Origin of the sequence: Xenorhabdus khoisanae, from assembly GCF_001037465.1 — a bacterium.
In the GTDB taxonomy this organism is placed as follows: domain Bacteria; phylum Pseudomonadota; class Gammaproteobacteria; order Enterobacterales; family Enterobacteriaceae; genus Xenorhabdus; species Xenorhabdus khoisanae.
Genome location: NZ_LFCV01000013.1, coordinates 1 through 16,337 on the forward strand (window position 1 = coordinate 1; position 16,337 = coordinate 16,337).

15 protein-coding genes and 1 pseudogene are annotated in these 16,337 nt (G+C 46.8%); all 16 read right to left on the reverse strand.

Annotation, left to right across the window (positions count from 1 at the left end; all coding sequences use genetic code 11):
* Positions 1 to 1,080 (reverse strand): annotated as a pseudogene (locus tag AB204_RS20725) (hypothetical protein); the annotation flags it as partial.
* Complete coding sequence (locus AB204_RS22975; RefSeq protein ID WP_047961723.1) at positions 1,080 to 1,529, reverse strand: hypothetical protein; 450 nt, start codon at positions 1,527 to 1,529, stop codon at positions 1,080 to 1,082. The gene AB204_RS22975 and the pseudogene AB204_RS20725, both read right to left, overlap by 1 nt.
* Positions 1,530 to 1,745: 216 nt before the next feature.
* Entirely contained in the window at positions 1,746 to 1,973 is a 228-nt protein-coding gene (locus tag AB204_RS22980) for a hypothetical protein (protein WP_047961724.1), read from the reverse strand.
* Positions 1,974 to 2,030: 57 nt separating this feature from the next.
* Positions 2,031 to 2,480 (reverse strand): phage protein NinX family protein, encoded by a 450-nt coding sequence (locus AB204_RS02095; protein WP_047961725.1) that lies wholly within the window; start codon positions 2,478 to 2,480, stop codon positions 2,031 to 2,033.
* Positions 2,480 to 2,815: a nucleoside triphosphate pyrophosphohydrolase family protein gene (locus AB204_RS02100; RefSeq protein ID WP_047961726.1), complete on the reverse strand. Its 336-nt coding sequence runs from the start codon at positions 2,813 to 2,815 to the stop codon at positions 2,480 to 2,482. The genes AB204_RS02095 and AB204_RS02100 overlap by 1 nt, the downstream gene beginning before the upstream one ends.
* A 42-nt stretch (positions 2,816 to 2,857) precedes the next feature.
* Positions 2,858 to 4,885, reverse strand: coding sequence for a hypothetical protein (locus AB204_RS20730; RefSeq protein ID WP_152671481.1), 2,028 nt, complete (start codon positions 4,883 to 4,885; stop codon positions 2,858 to 2,860).
* A gap of 8 nt (positions 4,886 to 4,893) precedes the next feature.
* Positions 4,894 to 6,306: a baseplate J/gp47 family protein gene (locus AB204_RS02110; RefSeq protein ID WP_047961727.1), complete on the reverse strand. Its 1,413-nt coding sequence runs from the start codon at positions 6,304 to 6,306 to the stop codon at positions 4,894 to 4,896.
* Complete coding sequence (locus tag AB204_RS02115) at positions 6,306 to 6,659, reverse strand: hypothetical protein (protein WP_047961728.1); 354 nt, start codon at positions 6,657 to 6,659, stop codon at positions 6,306 to 6,308. Before AB204_RS02115 ends, AB204_RS02110 begins: the two co-directional genes overlap by 1 nt.
* A 2-nt stretch (positions 6,660 to 6,661) precedes the next feature.
* Positions 6,662 to 10,612: a hypothetical protein gene (locus AB204_RS20735; RefSeq protein WP_053067810.1), complete on the reverse strand. Its 3,951-nt coding sequence runs from the start codon at positions 10,610 to 10,612 to the stop codon at positions 6,662 to 6,664.
* A gap of 122 nt (positions 10,613 to 10,734) precedes the next feature.
* A complete protein-coding gene (locus tag AB204_RS02125) occupies positions 10,735 to 11,568 on the reverse strand; it encodes a hypothetical protein (protein ID WP_047961729.1) in 834 nt (277 codons plus the stop codon).
* A gap of 11 nt (positions 11,569 to 11,579) precedes the next feature.
* Positions 11,580 to 12,299: a hypothetical protein gene (locus AB204_RS02130; protein WP_053067811.1), complete on the reverse strand. Its 720-nt coding sequence runs from the start codon at positions 12,297 to 12,299 to the stop codon at positions 11,580 to 11,582.
* 9 nt (positions 12,300 to 12,308) lie between these two features.
* Positions 12,309 to 12,863: a hypothetical protein gene (locus tag AB204_RS02135; RefSeq protein ID WP_047961730.1), complete on the reverse strand. Its 555-nt coding sequence runs from the start codon at positions 12,861 to 12,863 to the stop codon at positions 12,309 to 12,311.
* 3 nt (positions 12,864 to 12,866) lie between these two features.
* Positions 12,867 to 13,358, reverse strand: coding sequence for a baseplate protein (locus tag AB204_RS02140; protein ID WP_047961731.1), 492 nt, complete (start codon positions 13,356 to 13,358; stop codon positions 12,867 to 12,869).
* A 12-nt stretch (positions 13,359 to 13,370) separates the two neighbouring features.
* Positions 13,371 to 13,946 carry a hypothetical protein gene (locus tag AB204_RS02145; RefSeq protein WP_084728505.1) on the reverse strand — a complete coding sequence of 192 codons (576 nt, stop codon included), beginning with the start codon at positions 13,944 to 13,946 and terminating at the stop codon, positions 13,371 to 13,373.
* A 45-nt stretch (positions 13,947 to 13,991) separates the two neighbouring features.
* Positions 13,992 to 14,639, reverse strand: a complete 648-nt coding sequence (locus tag AB204_RS02150) for a hypothetical protein (protein WP_152671482.1) — start codon at positions 14,637 to 14,639, stop codon at positions 13,992 to 13,994.
* A gap of 105 nt (positions 14,640 to 14,744) precedes the next feature.
* Positions 14,745 to 16,322 carry a hypothetical protein gene (locus AB204_RS02155; RefSeq protein ID WP_047961732.1) on the reverse strand — a complete coding sequence of 526 codons (1,578 nt, stop codon included), beginning with the start codon at positions 16,320 to 16,322 and terminating at the stop codon, positions 14,745 to 14,747.
* Positions 16,323 to 16,337: the final 15 nt, after the last annotated feature.

Sequence of the window (16,337 nt, forward strand, 5' to 3'; positions counted from 1 at the left end):
GGCGGCGGCAGTTTTGGCATCATTGACCTGTTTGTCTGTCTCGGCCCTGCTGTACGTCTCGCCCTTGCCGTAGGCCCCGACATCGGCGGCATTGGGTTTGGTGGTGGATGAATAGATCGCAGTCCATCCGATCCATTTAGCCCCGTTGTCCCAGGATTGTCGTACTGCGACTTGTCCATTATGGGCAGTGTAACGCTGGGCAATGACGCCATTGCTATTGTGTACTTCCAGAATACCGTAACCGTAAAACCCTGCCGGTGCATCGGCAACCGCCGCGATATTCTTAATTCCCACCTTGTAAAAACCGCTCGATAAGCAATGTTGAAATTTGCCCGTGTCATCAAGAAAAGCTACTTCCTGTTTTGACATCTTCCCCGATAACGCATTGTTCGTCGTTTCAGCAAAGTTTTTATTTCCGCCAAGCGATTTTGCCAGCTGGCCGAAGGTGTTTAAGCCATTAGGGGCATCACCAAGCAATGTTTTCCTGAGAATATTGACGGCTTTGGGATTGGCGGCAATCCCTTCATCATCACTGTCGATCTTTTCGCTTAATGTGATACCAACAGTTTGCGCCACACGATGTGAGGTATCAATCATGGCATGTGTCACAGCCTTAGCGTCCATAGGGACGTTAACACGGCATAACTCTAACTGATTGCCTGATATACCCTGAGAAACGTCTACCACGACGATATGAGCCGCGTTAAGCGTGGAGGATGAATCTACTTGGTTGGTGACTTTGCCAAATTCAAAATTGGCCTCCAGCGCAATGATGCTGGTTTTACTGGCCGGAACCGGAACAATGACATCTTTCACCTGTTGAATGGAAATCTGACTTTTACCGACGTTGATTGATGCTGCGCCCTGCCCGTCTTTCTCTGAGGCGGAGGTGATCATCACTGACAGTCCAGCACCCGCTTTGGGGTGAAATCCGGCATAAATACCTGCCCGTAAGATCCCTTTCAGCTTACGATTTAAGGCGCTTGATGTGTATGGCTCCAAATATTGTACATCGGCCAACAGTGGCAGGGAGCCGCTTTCACTGGAAAGCACGACGGCTTCATTGATTACCTGAGACATTAGGCTACCTTCTGCTCGATTGTCATTAATGCGGTAAATAATTTGCCCTTATGCAGCGTGTCTTGCTGACAGCACAACACACCGAAAATATTGCCTTTGTTATCCACCAGTGCCAGTGTGTTGAAATCAAAGGCTTTATCTTCAGGAAGATCGGCTTCAGGCAATGTCGCATTGATTGAGATGGTGCTACCGGATACGGTACAGATAAGCGAACATTCAGCGAATTTCTTCAGAAGATCTTTATTTGCAAAATCCAAGGGAATATTGGCAATATCCCAACCACCGGTCGGGTTGGCGGTGACCAGCGAGGAAGTACCAAACCAGCCTTTGGTAATTAAAAATTGGCCGTTAACACCGATTGCAGATTCAGCACGGCGGCTGTAGTAATAGTTCAGTAATTGACCTTTGTAGAGCTTTCCGTTTGATACGGAGGCGAGAGCATCTGCCATAAAACAACCTCATTCTGTGTATTTTACGGCAGTATATTGGAACTATAATTTCTCAATAAACCCATAGGGCATTCTGAGATAGATAGTGAGCGTTTTTTTCTGTAGGGTTTGACTGAGATACTGAGTTTTTGGTGAGTGTCGAGTAGTTGTTTTAGATTTTCGTAAAATAGTTTTTTATTCGATTCATGCAGGCAAAAATTATCCATCTAACCTCCGTTATATCCCTTCGAAAATAGCCTTTTCTTGCCATTTCAGTAGTTCATCCTCAGAGCATCGTTGGTAACACGGCGGCTCAACTTTTGATTTATAACCAGCCCACCAATACCAGCCGCTGCGGTGCTCTGCTGTACCACACCCTTTACAGAGGTGAACCCGACACATTTCTGACCACTGATAATTATGGCCTGCTGAATTGTTCAGTCGCTCAATCGCTGCTCTGGTCATCGTTATTTGCCCTCTGGTTCCATGCCTGAATAACTGTCAATTAATCCCCGCAGTTTTTTAACTTTCTCCCTCCATCAGTTCATCCGGTATCTCTACCTCGTCGCCTAACTGTGCAGCGACGACAGCACGACAGATGGCAATTTGTGGTGTGTCACCATCTTCAATTACACTTTCAAGCTCTTCGAAATTAAATATGTATGCCGACCACTCTTCACTGACTGAATTGAAGTTTAATTCAACATGGTGCTTCTCAATCAACGGCCCGCACCGCGCCCAATCGGTTGATGGTGAATACGGTTTTGATTCAGCTTCGAATTCAATATGCACGTCATTACACAATCCAACCGTGATAATCGGTTTTTCAAATGCTGCCTGTCTAACTCTACCATTACCAATCCATTTGTACTCATTATCATGGTGATTTACCATATAAATATCCATACCAACAGCCCTAGCCACAGCCCAGTCCAACGCCCGTCCCGTCAGTTCGCTTGTTTTGATTTTCATTAAAATGCCTTACCGCCAGTCTTGGTGCGATTCTCTCGTTTATGGTCTGCCCGGTGTCTGTTGTATGCTAACTTTTCAGCAATCGCGCTCTCGATGTCATAACCAAATGCCTCTGCATAATCTAAAATTCGAATCACTGCATCAGCCAATTCGACCTCAGACATAGGACGATGAGGCAAATGGTCGTCCATCAAATTTTTACGCTCTCCCTCCATTGCCTCGCTGATTTCTGAGTGAATTAAACAAAGTAACGTGCCTCGTTCTCTTGGATTGTCACACCAATCCGCATCAACATTTTGCTGGTGAATTTGCTGTTGTAATTCAGTTAGTTTCATCTCAAAAGTCCTTCTTGTGGGGTTTATTTGGTCTAGCGTTGACTAGATAAAGACGATCTTCACTATATCGTTAAATGAATGTAAACCATCGCTTGGCAGCTGCACTTCAGTGGTTCCCATCGGGAACTCATAACTGCTCATTTTACCGTCTGAGTAACTGACCAAACAGCCTCGCTGTCCTGTTGTTTCAAGGATGACCCGGCCGGATACTTCCCTAAGACGGGGATCACCCATAAAGACAGGCGGCGCGAGGACGTTGACATCAAGCGCCCACATGTCTAATGGCACTTCGTCCATTTTCATTTTCAAATGGGTAGTTTGGGCGTTGAATTCGACAGGTGCCATGTTGGATGAAAGTTCGGCACCCACTTGCATCTTGTTAACCGTGTCGCGTTTTTCCGGTACTGTACTGACGCGGACTTGCTTAGTCGAGTGTTTAAAACGGATGATGTCACTGCGATCATGCAGTTGAGCGATGTAAAACAGACGCGTTTCCGCCATGTTCAGGCGGGTGAGTGTCTGGAATTCGACCGGCGCTATCTTGGACGACAGTTCGGTGTTGAATCGCATTCTTTCAACCGTGTCACTCTTTTCCGGTATGGCGCTGATACGCACTTGTTCGGTTGTCCGTTCAAGGCGAACGGTATCCCGCTTATTATGTAGCTGTACCGCGTAGAAAAGGCGTATTTCCGTCATATTCAGGCGGGTGAAGGTGTTGAATTCGACAGGTGCGATGGTGGATGAGAGCCCCGTGTTAAACCATATACTTTCGATCGTCTCACTTTTTTCCGGTATGGCGCTGACACGTATCTGTTCAGCCATGTGTTGCAGGCGAGTGATATCGCTGTCATCTTTCAGCTGAATATTGGGTGAGAGCTGGGTGTTAAAGCGTATGCTTTCAACTGTGTCGAGCTTTTCTGGTATGGCGCTGATACGCACCTGTTCTGCTGTTTGCTTCAGGCGAACGGCATCGTTGTGTTCCGCAAGCTGGGATTCATAAAGAAGAAATTCTGGCATGACACAGTAGATTATTTTTTCTACCTGTGCGATCTGTTCAGCGGGAATAGGTAAACACGCCTTTTTCGCCCATGATGGAAATGAATAGCGTTTTATCCCTGCCCCTTTCAGTGACACAAGACACCCATAATGGCCTTCAGTGGATATCCATATTTTGTTATCAATGAGGATCAGCCGTGGATCATTTTGCGTGCCAAAAGGGACGGGAATAATAGGGGGCGTTTGGTGTAAATCTAACGCCCACGCATCAAGGGGCATTTCATCAAAGCGATGTATGCGCTGTTTCAGCGGGCGGATAATGGCGCTGATGGTCTGATTTGGCAGTCTTAACTGGCGGGTATATCCCGATAATGTGTTGGTGACATCCTGAAGTTTAAATTGCGCATCGATGAATATGCGGAGCTGTTTGAGGATCAGTAATTCCGCTTCTTCCGTGATGGTGAAGTAGAAAAAAAAATGAAAGCCGTTATACACGATTTCCAATGGAATAAGAGGCGCAATAACCTGATCAAATTGTTCCGTTAATCTTCTGAACAGCTTTGCCTGCTCTTTGTAGCCATATTGTTCATACAGCGTGTTGAGTGACAATTGGATTACCCCCCGCGAGGTCAGAAAAAACTCGCCATAGCGTGATTTGGCGGTTTCTACCAGCTCCTGCGGAAGAAACACTGTCCCATAGGGAAAGTGCTCTTGATCCAGAGGGGCCCATAAAGGCGTCCATTTGGCCGGCAGGTTGTTAAATTCCCGCCAAAAGGTGGAGGAAATGGGCCTTTCCGTGCCCTTAAAATGGATCTCATCAAGACGCTGAGAGAGCAAAATTGGTTTGCTTTTCTCGTTTTCCGTCCGAATGATGAAAAATTTCCCCAGCTCTGCGATGCGCTTATCCAGGTCTTCAGGGTGCATTGTAAAGATCGACTTCCTATTGGAAAGGCGCTCCAACAATGGCTCTACCGTTTTTTCTAAAACGGCTTGTAAGCTGTCTGTAAACTCACACCACAGTTTTGATTTTTGCTTTTCTGGTGTAAGCCTGTTCTTTAACCAATCCTTAATCATGTCTGGCCTTAATAAGCGATTTCGAACACTGAATTCTCAGTATCGAGATAGATAAAATCATTCAGCTGTTTTGCCTCCGTCATACCAATAACCTCAATGTTGAATTCAGCCAGTACATCCAACGATTCAACACAAGCCCACAGGTTATTGACCCGGATCTGTTCAAAATCACCGGCGCTGTTTGAATCAAAGCTGGTGGCATCGCGCCCGAACTGGGTATTTAACTGATCACGGATTTTGGTTTTTGCATCTGAAATAATGACGCTTTTGATAGCAACCCCTGTGAGCTTTATCGTGAAGGGCAGTTCGTTAGATTCGACATAAACGAACTTTTTGTTCAGCGCATTGGGAATGGATTCTAGGGCATCTAAAATTTCTTTTTTCAATGATCCCTGCGTTGATTGGGGCTTATGGCCACAAATGAAAATCGCGTTAATATTATTCAGATCCTTAATGCCGGTGGATTTTTCCTGTTGCTGCTCTCCCCAGATGTTAAGCCATGACGTGCCGACAATTTTTGACTTCAAATAAAATTTGTAGTCCCCACCCCAAACCACCTGATCGTCATAGGCAATGTAGTATTGAGCGCGGTTTCGGATTTCTTCCGTTGTTTCACTCCCTGCACCGTTGGTGATAGGGGTTGTGGTGATAATTTCTAAATTATTGGTGTAGGCAGAAAATGAATTCGACGGTATCAACTTTTGTCCTTCTACCAACGTGATATCCCCGGCACTGCACCAAACGTGAATATCGATGATACTGCCCTCTGGGGGTTTTTTCCCGATAGACCCATCGCCAAAGCGAATGCCTAATTGTTCTGTTGGTTTATAAAACAGGACGTAGTTTTGACTTGTCCCTGTTGCGAGGCGGAATTGCGGGTTTTCTTCCCATAATGCTTCGACACCATCAATGGTGACGTAGACGTCAATCTTCACGCATTCAGCGGTCAGATTTTTAGGCAGAATGACAGACGTAAAATCTTCTTCCAGCTGGACGTTTTTTGTGACTTTAACAATCTCCATCTGTTTAATATTGATATCTGTAATCGTTTCGCCAGCGGGGATATCTAACACATCCATGATCATGTATGGATACTGATGATCGGATAAGTAAGTCGAAAACGCCGGTAACTGAATGCGGTTGGATGTCTTATTTCGCACGGACGCTAACCCACTGCTGGGGGTAATTAATCGGCCTACATAGCCCTTATCTTCAGCGGCGGCCAAGATGGATGAACGTTTGGTCGCTGTTGAAATAAATCCCTCCGCTAAGGCGCGTTCAGCAAAGGTTTGCGCATAATAAATAACTTGTGCGCCAAAAATTACCATCATTTTGACGAACTGGCTGTTCGTGAAACGCGCCCACCAGCTATTCTGCTGAAGTGTTTCATTAAATTTGTCGAGTAAATCCTGAATAGTCATTAATTCCCCTTTTGCAGCCCAATCGTGACTGTACCGGTTTGTATTTGGAATGTGATTACATACATATCTATGGCATCGTTAGCGGGTGCGCAGCGTATCCCAGACAGGCTGATTTCGGGAACATCAGTCCGTAATTTGGAGATCAAACGATTCTCAATGAAGACGGCCACAAGCTGGTTGGTTGGCTCATGTTTGAATTCCACTAAAGGATTGCCCCACTCAGGTAAGCCATAAATACTCCCAATGGGAGTACGTAACCATTCCTCTAACCGTGCTGGCAAGGCTTCGCTTTCTCCTGACTTGAGGGTTAAGCCACCAGCATCGATACGTAGTAAGCAGTCAATCTCATTCATTCCTAGTGATTCCTGTCTCTGAGCATTTCGGATAGTGCGTCGTTTGCGGCACCCAGCGGAATATCGCTTCTCGGTGCTGGTTGCGCGGAATTCTCGGTTGTATTGGGGTCTTTTCCATTGTTATTTGCTTCTTTTTGAACGCCGATCAGTTTTTCGATAGACGCCGATATTTTTTGCAACTGGGTAAGCATGGCGCTATCTGTATTGCTGGACGATTTATCGCGTGTGACCGGCGTTTTTACCCCACTGGCAGCGAGATCCGTCACGGTGGGCAGACGACTGGGCATGGTCATGCTGACCGGTTGACGGACCGTATTGGCAACGGTATCTACCATTCCATGCACACCGCTATCAATTTGTTGGGATATAAAGCCCGTGAGGGGAGAAAATGCGCTAGTTTGGCTGTTATCCAATCCAAGTGTGCCTAGCATATCGTCAAGCATTCCACTGCTGGAAAAACCTTGTGTCATGCTCTTAGCGGTATCGGCCATGCTAGGCAAGACAATATCCGCTAACGTTTGTGAAAAACTGCCAGAAGCCGGTTTAGGTTCTGGTAACGGCTCATTTACATTCTTTGCCAGGGCAACTGAAATACTGCCCTTGTTAGCCGATGTTATGGCAGATACGGGGATATTTTCTCTGTAACTTTGTGTTTGTTCTAGCGGGTTGTAAGCCCGATTTTCGACACGTTTCGTTTTATGTGCCAGGGCAATCTGATCGGCGGGCAGCATGGCCGTTCGTAATCCGGCAGGCAGATTTTTCGCACTGGCATTCGCTGGGAGTGTTAACCCTGCATCCGGTCTATTCAGGCGAATACCGGCAACATTATTGCCTTCTAACACGTTAGTGATCTTTTCATCCGCGATATTACGCGCATCCTTGATACTGTCCCAATAGCCTGTTTTTTTATCATCCGACGTTTTAACATCTTTGGCTTCTTGGTGCTCTTGGTGCTCTTGGTGCTCTTGGTATTTTGTTTTTGATTCAGGTGCTGTCGTCGCCAGTGATGCGACAGACGCCATGTTTCCTTTCGCCTGAGCCGTTGTGCCTATGGTTTCAGGCGCACTAAATTGTTCACCTGAATGAATGGCTGTCAGCCCATTTTCTGCTCGTGCTTTGTTCACATGGGCCAATGTTTCTGGGCTAAACTTACCGACCCATGAATTGGCTGATTCGTCACGAGTACCGATTGCATTTTTGATAAATTCATCGGTTACTTGGGGGTTTCCCCCTTCAATGGTGGAAATAGCCCTGATCATCTTTGTCATGACTTCAGGGTTTGATAGATCCAGTTGCTGATCGGCTTTAACATCTAACGCGTTTGATAAATTGTCTATATACGCTTCGGTGTTATTTTCATTTTTGGGCGCATATTTAGTAATGATGGATTCAACGGTATTGAGTTTTTGATAACCGACCGCTTTTGACGTTCCGTTAGCATATGCCGTAATTTGATTGGCAAGCGCCCTCATGCCCTCTTCTGGGGTATCAAACTTAGCGAAAGTACGCTCGCCTTTTGCATTGGCATCTTCAAGGCGAGCGCCCTTCTGCCCGACATAGACCAAGTTACCAAAATTATTATTGCGGAAATTTCGGTTGCTGGCGTTTTTACCCCCAATATTCAAGCCGTCACCAAAATTATTTTGAAGCGGTGTAGTTGGAGACACAGTAGGCACTGTCTTACCATCTTGTCCCATTTCAGCACCAAGCAGGGGAATTTGATTGGCTAAACTGTTTACGGCCTGAGTTGTTTTGTCTGCGCCTTCAGTGATAGCCTGAACCAACTCAATATTTTCTGATTCGCTTTGTTTAAGCTGTTGTGCATCTTTTTTATTTTGGTCATCAGAAGAGAACAAATTAAGGACACCGGTCACTTTATTGTCTAATGCCTTAGCAATGTCACCGGCATCAAATGTCAATGCGTCGGACGCGCTGTCCATGCCCAGCCATTTAGCCCCATCCGCCAACAATCCGGCAGAGCCAGACACTAATCCCCCGAGATCAGCCACGTTTGCCAGGGCATACTCTGTTTTTTGACGGGTTGTGGCTTCCTGGCCGTCTTTTAGGCCAAAGGTTTCACGTTGTGCGTCGGTATCTGTAAAACCGTCATAGGCATCCCAACCTGCGCCTAAAACTGTTCCAACAACCGGAACCGCTTTAAGTGCTGTTTTGGCTGCGAGTTTTCCCGCTGCTTTGGCGGCGCTTTTTCCTGCCCCTGCTTTTGTCGTTTTTTCCGCACTGCTCTCTGCCGCTTTTTCCGCCCCTTTTGTTGCGGTTTTTTGGGTTGCATTTTCACTGATCTTATCTTCGGCACTGTCAAGGATTGCTTTGCCCGCCAGTATTGTACCCGTTGAACTCGCCACAGCAGCTGTTGTTTTTGCTGCACCTTTTCCTATGTTTTTTATGGTTTTTTTGTTTTTTGTTTTTGTTTTTGTTTTTGTTTTCTTTTTATCGCGCCCGTCAACGTCAATATCAATACCGCTGTCATCGGTGCCGCCGGATCTGAATTTGGATATCAGCGATTTGATTTTACCCAGCGCCAGCGCAGACAGAATTGCCGCCCCGAGTTTGCCCCCGATTTTTTTTCCGATGGCTTTGATCGCCAGCGCACTGAAGAGTGTCCCCAGAATGCCATCACCATTCTTCTCTTTATTCTTATCAACGAGATCTTCAAGCAGGCTAATGACCTTTTCATCATTGGCTTGCGTTAATTTGGTCTGTTCTTTGATAACTTTTGTTTGGTTGTTTTGGTCTTGTGCTGAGAATGCGTTGGCTGATTTCGTCTGTTTTTCACCACCTAATGCCGGGGCGGGAATAGAGGGACGGGTTATGGCGGCTTGTTTTGTTGCCGGCTGAGTTTTCTCACGCTTACCGTTAACCCAATCATGCAGTGAAACCACGTTATTGACGGCATTAGAGGTGACATTTGCGGCTTCTTTTCCCGCTTTCCAGAAAGAGCCACCAGCGGACCCCATAACATCTACTGCGCCCCCCTCCTTTGTGTCTGTCAGTGTCTTGCCTGACGCTCCCATTATCCCACCGAGCTTACGCAGAAAACCGGCCTGCATTTTCGCGTTGTCTTTTTTTTCCTGTTGCTGTGCTTTATTGGTTTTGAGTGATTCGTTTTTGTCTTTTGACGCAAAACGCCCTGAAGCTGTGCGGGGCTGTTCGGTTTTGTTGCCGCTATTGGGACGTGTAGAGGTTGCCGGGACAGTATCATTTCCCGTTTTGATATTTTTTGCGGCTACCGACGCGAGCGCTTTTTGGTTTCCATTTAGCGCCTTTTTGTTCGCCAAATAGGATTTCAATGAAACGGTGTTAGGGGGATTGTCAGTGCCATTATTTTTGTGTGTTGCTTGTTTGTCATTTGCGATATAAACATCGTTTATTTGATTATCGTTTGCCGTGCGTTTTGTTTTACCAACCGTTTGGTGTGCGCTTGGATAACGAACGTTGTTTATTTGCTTGTCGTTTGTGATGCGAACATCGTTTATTTGATTATCGTTTGCCGTGCGTTTTGTTTTACCAACCGTTTGGCGTGCATTTGGATAACGAACGTTGTTTATTTGCTTGTCATTTGTGATGCGAACATCGTTTATTTGATTATCGTTTGCCGTGTGTTTTATTTTACCAACCGTTTGGTGTGCATTTGGATGACGAACATTATCCGTTTGTTCGCTATTTGAGTTTTGCGTGTCGCTGGCTGGTGGTGCTTTTTCCGCCGCAATGAGTTTTAGGCCAAGAGAATTAGGCGGGTTTTTTTTTGATACGCTGCGTGATGGCCGGCTGATAATTAACCCATCGTCACCCGCATTGACCTTGCCGTTTTTGCTGAACAGATTGCGGATATCGGTTCGGATATCCGCAAGGGCCGATAATTCCGCATCACTGGCTTTTTCAATCGCATTGATGATGCGTTCCTGTTCTTGTAGCTTTAATGCTGTGTTGACCATGTAGTTATCACCATCACGTATTTTTCTTGAACTTTTCTTCTAGTGATTCATTCATCTTGAAGGCACGCCATTCAGGTAGCCTGTCTATATCACCGGTGGGCTGATTACCGTAAAGTGCCAGATTAGTTGTTAATACCAGCCATCCATTGAGATCTAAAGTCTGGAAAGAAGTTGTGATTCCGAAATGGGGTGTACAGCTGAGTGTATTGACTGGCCGTACCCTCCTTACCTGAATTAGGGCAAACATGTTTTGGTAGCAGCAGGTTAGCGACCCCTTTTTCAATTTTCATGGCGAGCCCATGAGCCAGGCGGCGATTCATCAGCTCAATACTGGCGACTAACGGTGGAAACTCCGTATCCAGTGCCATTTGTTTTATGAGTTCATAACGGATTTGGGCGGCTTTCATGAAGTCTTCCGGTTGTTCATGCAAATGAGCCTGGTGCGTTAATTCCATGACCCTGAGATTAATCAGTTCCTTGCGATAAGAAGGGTCATTCTGGGGTGGCAGGTTATTGCGTGCGGTTTCGAGGTGTTCCATTGCCCGACCATCTAATGGCTTCAATACCCAGTCTTTGGGTTGGCCGTTTACGGGAATAGAGACGGTTTCAAAGGCTTCAACGGTAAGCACGCCCGCTGTCATATCCAGTTCTCTTGCATCGTAGTCGTAATAATGGTCTTTTTGGCAATGGGAGCACACATAAGAAACAGTTAATGTCGTGTTGATTCTGGAATTACAGAAGATCCACCATAACGCGGTGCGCCGGTCTTGGGCCGTCCAAAGCGCAGCATCATGCTTATTCTCTCCACACTGAATTTCATTCAAATAACGCGTTGTCAGGGCTTCTTCCTGATCAGGATCAGTGCCACAATATGACATGGCATCGGCGACATCAGACATTCGGAACCGAATTTCCACATTGGGATTAGAGGGCAGGGGGAAATCAGGAATTTGCATACATAACCCATTTAAAATTTAATAATATTATTTGTGCTAACCGCCCCAGACGCTGCATTACGTAGGGCGCTACCCATGATTGATGTCGTGCTTGTTTCAATGGATGACATCTTAATGAAGGTCAGAGGGTAGGAAAGAAATTCTGTCACCTGATCACGGGCTCGCGTAGTTTCTCCGCGAGAAATCGGAAAGACGTCAAATTCACTCTCCAGCTCGATGCCGCCGCTTTGCATCACACGATATATGCGTATTCCCATCGCGTATTGAGACGGAAGATTGACGGTGCCATCTCCATTGGTGACACGATCTGCTCTTTCATCAAACCAATGCGCAATGGCACCCTCTTCGGAATCACGAACGGTAATCGTGATTGTGCCCGCTTCCCGGTGTGTGGGTTTGTTGAAAACGACCGCACCAATCTGTTTAGCCTCTGTTTCTATCGTGACGGAATCGTAAGTAATGTCTTTGACAAACATATCTAAGCCATTCAGTCCGTCCGCTTCGATAGCCCATTGCCAGCCTTGCGCGTAGCGAATACGCAGGGCAGAGTGGGCGATGGATTTCGCATGGCGAAGTTCATCACTTAGACTTCTCGTACCGCCCGCGTTGCCGGAGAGTATGGAGGTTGAACGTTCCAGAACTTTGCCAATAAAATTATTGCTTGCGGCTTTACCGAAGCTGGACAGGCTGTTGTAGCCTAGCGACTTTCCTACTCCGCTGAAGATCCCCATGTCGTCTCCTTACGGCATTAAGCTGGCACCGGTGATAATGGCTCTGTTGGACGACATTTTGTCTTCCAGATCAATTTTACGTTGATACAGCGTGGTTTCATCAGGAAGGTGACTAACATCAAGTTTGCCTGATACCGACACTCGCCGCTTACGTTCTGTGTTTTGAATATCGATCAGGCACTCCAGGTAGTTTTCCAGTACACCACAGAGGCTGGGGGGAATAACCCAATTATCTAAATCACAATCCCGCATATTGGCGAGATACACTAACGTCAACGGGTAGCGTTCACCGCCCAGTAAATCAAGCTGTAGCTGATCGGCATAAGGCTCGGCAAAAACGAGTGAGCTACGGTTATCAATGACATGGACTAACTCAAGATAATCATCAGGATAGGGCAGGGATGTCCCTGCCTCTTTCGCTAAATGAATCCGTTTAATGAGTCCTGCGCGATCTTGATATTCGGTCAGTGCCTTAACCAGCATCCCTTTTAGCGTGTTTTCTTCCACAACAAGGAGTGGCCTGAATCGCGTTTTAACAGAATCCAAGAGTTGCATCGGTGTCATTTATTATTCCTGCCAGTTGTACACAGCACGCATAGAAGGGCGAACAACCGCCGTAATATCTTCAGACGCCAGATCAACGGCGTCACAGTACAACTTCACCATTTCATATGAACGAATGGGATTGCCTGATCCACCATCTTTCGATTCACTGGCGAGGTAAATATCAATGTCGATATACGCTTTTTCCAACACCCATTCTTTGACTGCGGCCAACACAACGCCTTCAATGGTTTCTGCACACTGAAACTGAAATTCGCCCTGATTTCTAAATACGCCGTGCTGGTTGATTTTGATACCGGAAGGCGCATAATCCTCAACGTCTTCCCGGGTAAACTCCCCGAGCTGTGTAGTACGAATAAGGATAGAGAGGTGTTCGTAGCCTTTGATTACCATCCAATAATCCGCGCCGATGAGTCGTTCACCCGCCGCTTTGGATTGGTTAAAACGTTTTTTCAAAAACGCCTTATTCGCTTTACTATTACTGAATCCAGCCATTAATTAACTCCATCAAATAAACATGTAAGGAATTTCTGATCTGTTCTGAACCTGCATACCGGAGAGCGAAAGTGTCACCGTGTTATGTGTGTAATACCCCTCAGCCGTTTTAGGTGCATCGAGTTCGAAGTTTACTTCCTGAATTACAACATCAGTGAGTTTTAACCGGCGTCCTATATCGATCACCACGGGTTCAGGGCGTCTTCCTCCGGGCATTGCCACTCCCAACTCAGGCGAGGCCATTTGCAATAACGTCATAATGGCTGACTGGACCTCGATCTGAGCGTCTTGCTTCGCCATAAAATGCAAAGGCAGGGTGATTTGCGGTGGTTTTTGACCTTGCCAAACCATTAATGAGTTAATACGGGTGATGGAGGTACTGTCTGTCATGACCTGTGCGCCATTGGCGATAGTCGATATCCCCGCCATCGAACCAATGGAATCATTCTCGAAAGGTGATTCCCAGAGGGATTGTAGCGTTGCCGTCGCACCGTCACCGATATAGCCGACAACCATCGAGTCTTCGTTAGTAATATAAGCCTTTAAAAATGGACTGATACCATCCGGCATGACCGCACCACAAATCATGAAACTCCCCTTATACCACCAGCTAAAATGCGGGTGGCATCGTTGTTACAAACCCCGTTTTTTACGAACAAGGTTGGATTTTTTACGCGCTTTCTTGGCCGACGCGGTTTGGGCTTTCATGCGGGCTTTTTTCAACGCACTTTTTTGGGCCGCACTGAGGCGACGCGGACGCGGCTGTTTGCGGATCAACTTAACGACTCCGCCGCGTACGACCTTGATGCTGGCTTCCATCATTGCCCCTTCATCGCCACCGGTGACCGAAAACTCAGCAATGATGTTATCTTCGTCGTCTGGTGACACATCAATGGCAGAAAGAACGGCATCAGCGGCATCATCATCGGCGTTGTCGATCATGGCTGTTACGTCGCTTTGATCTGCGCCCATAGCCACTGCCGCATCTGCCATGAGCCCTAACCACATGTTGTAGTCGTCGATTTGCTCATCGGTCAGTGCTTCATCGTTATCTTGAAGAAGATCGGCCAGTCCCAGCGCAAATTCATCAAATGAATCGAAAGTGCCCTCGCCATTTTGAACCCAATCAATCACCGCTGCGGCGGCAATCCCGCGAGAGTCTTGTTCTGCCTTTTTGTATACAGCTTCCAGCAGCATATCCTCTGATGTGTTGCTATCCCCCATTGGGGACGCCGGTTGAACCGCGTTGCCAGCGATCTTGGCCTGATTGGACTCCATCATTGCCACCTGACCCACGGGAGTGGCGAATGCCCTCAAACGAGATGTCAGCAGCGCTCCGCGTGTGAAAAGACCTTTACTTATACTCATTTTTCCTCACCTACTTAATTACGGAATTAACACCGGTTCAGCTACGATCCGGCGTGATACACCGGTTGGACAGGCTTCGTATCTGATATGCCACATATCAAATTCATCCTGTGTGACGGTAACAACGTATGGCGCGGTGCCATTGGCCGCATTACGCGGTGCCACCAATGCTTCAGAGGCAACAAAGCGATCAAGCAGCTTAGGGATTTCCCTTTCTAGGCCACGTCGGGTAATGCCATCCGGTTCATGTTTCAACGCATTGCCGATGTCATAAACAAGGCGAGCAATCGCATTGAATGTGCTATTGACGTGCTGGAATCGGAGGTAGTTTTTCTTGGCATACGTAGTGAGTGCGTCATCGATCATGACAGAGCCATCGGAGGCAAAACCAACGGTATTGATCCCACTCGCTGCGTAGAGTTCGCGGTCAATGTCAGCCGCCGCCGGACGTGGCTTGATGTTTTGTCGGAGCAATACGCCGCGTGACTGCCCAGCGGGTGAGAGATGATAGCCACCTACGTCTGACACCATCGCAACACCTTTGGCTTTAGCGGTAAACGCATCACCAGATAGGCCATAAACGACCTGTGCACCGGAGAAAGTATCACGGCAGCTGTAAGGAAGATGGTAACGGCAAATATGTGCGTAACTACCAAATCCCTGTTCCTGAGCCGTTTTAATCGCGTCAGATGGCATAGACGCTGGTGGCAAATCGCAAAACATGTCTACACGAACATCATTAGCTAATTTAGCTAATTGGGACAGGGCGGTGCTGTCATAACAACCTAATGATAAAATGGCGGTGTAATTCACCATTGAAGCACTGAGCGCCTTGATCGCTTGCGCATACGCTTCACTGGTGATCTTGCTCATGTCACCGTCTGATCCGCCAACAAAAGGCTGATCTTCGAAGCCCTGATAGTAGTCTGGAAAACGCGATACACGACTGCCCATAACCGCACGTAAACGATGTGTGTTGTTTTCCAGGGCAATAGGTAAGTAAGCGGGTTGCCCCATATCATCAATAGCGTCAGGCTGAAGCGATACCTGAATCGTATCTAGTGTGTGTTGTTTACCAAAACTGTCTGTCTCTTTTAGCGTGAGGGTAAAAAAGAACCCTTTTTGGTTTTCATCCTTAATCAAGGATAACGTGCGATTGGCGGACGCATCACCGTCATTAACATAGATTTCGAAGAAAGAGTCATCGTTTAGTTCTATGTCATCACTGGGAGGTACATTTTTTGCGAAAGGGATCGCTTTGCCATATTCTCTTTCTTGAGCCACCCCAATGACCGGAATTCTCATGTTCGGCGTTTCGACGCGCACTATATAGCCATTACCCCCGTTTAACGCCTGATAAACATGGCGATACGGTTCAAAGTGTTGGCCTGCATGAGGATGGATCGGATCACCTAACACTTTTTGCAATGTATCCGGTGTGACGTATTGTACGGTGTTTGGTTTACCCCGTTTGGCAACAACCACACCGGCAAAAACGGATGATCCACCCGTCGCATTTGTAAATGTGGCATCCGCGTTGGGTGGCATAATGGCAACACCGGTGGCTTGACCAATAGCGAAAGGAATTTTATTCATTTGTTTGTTATTCCT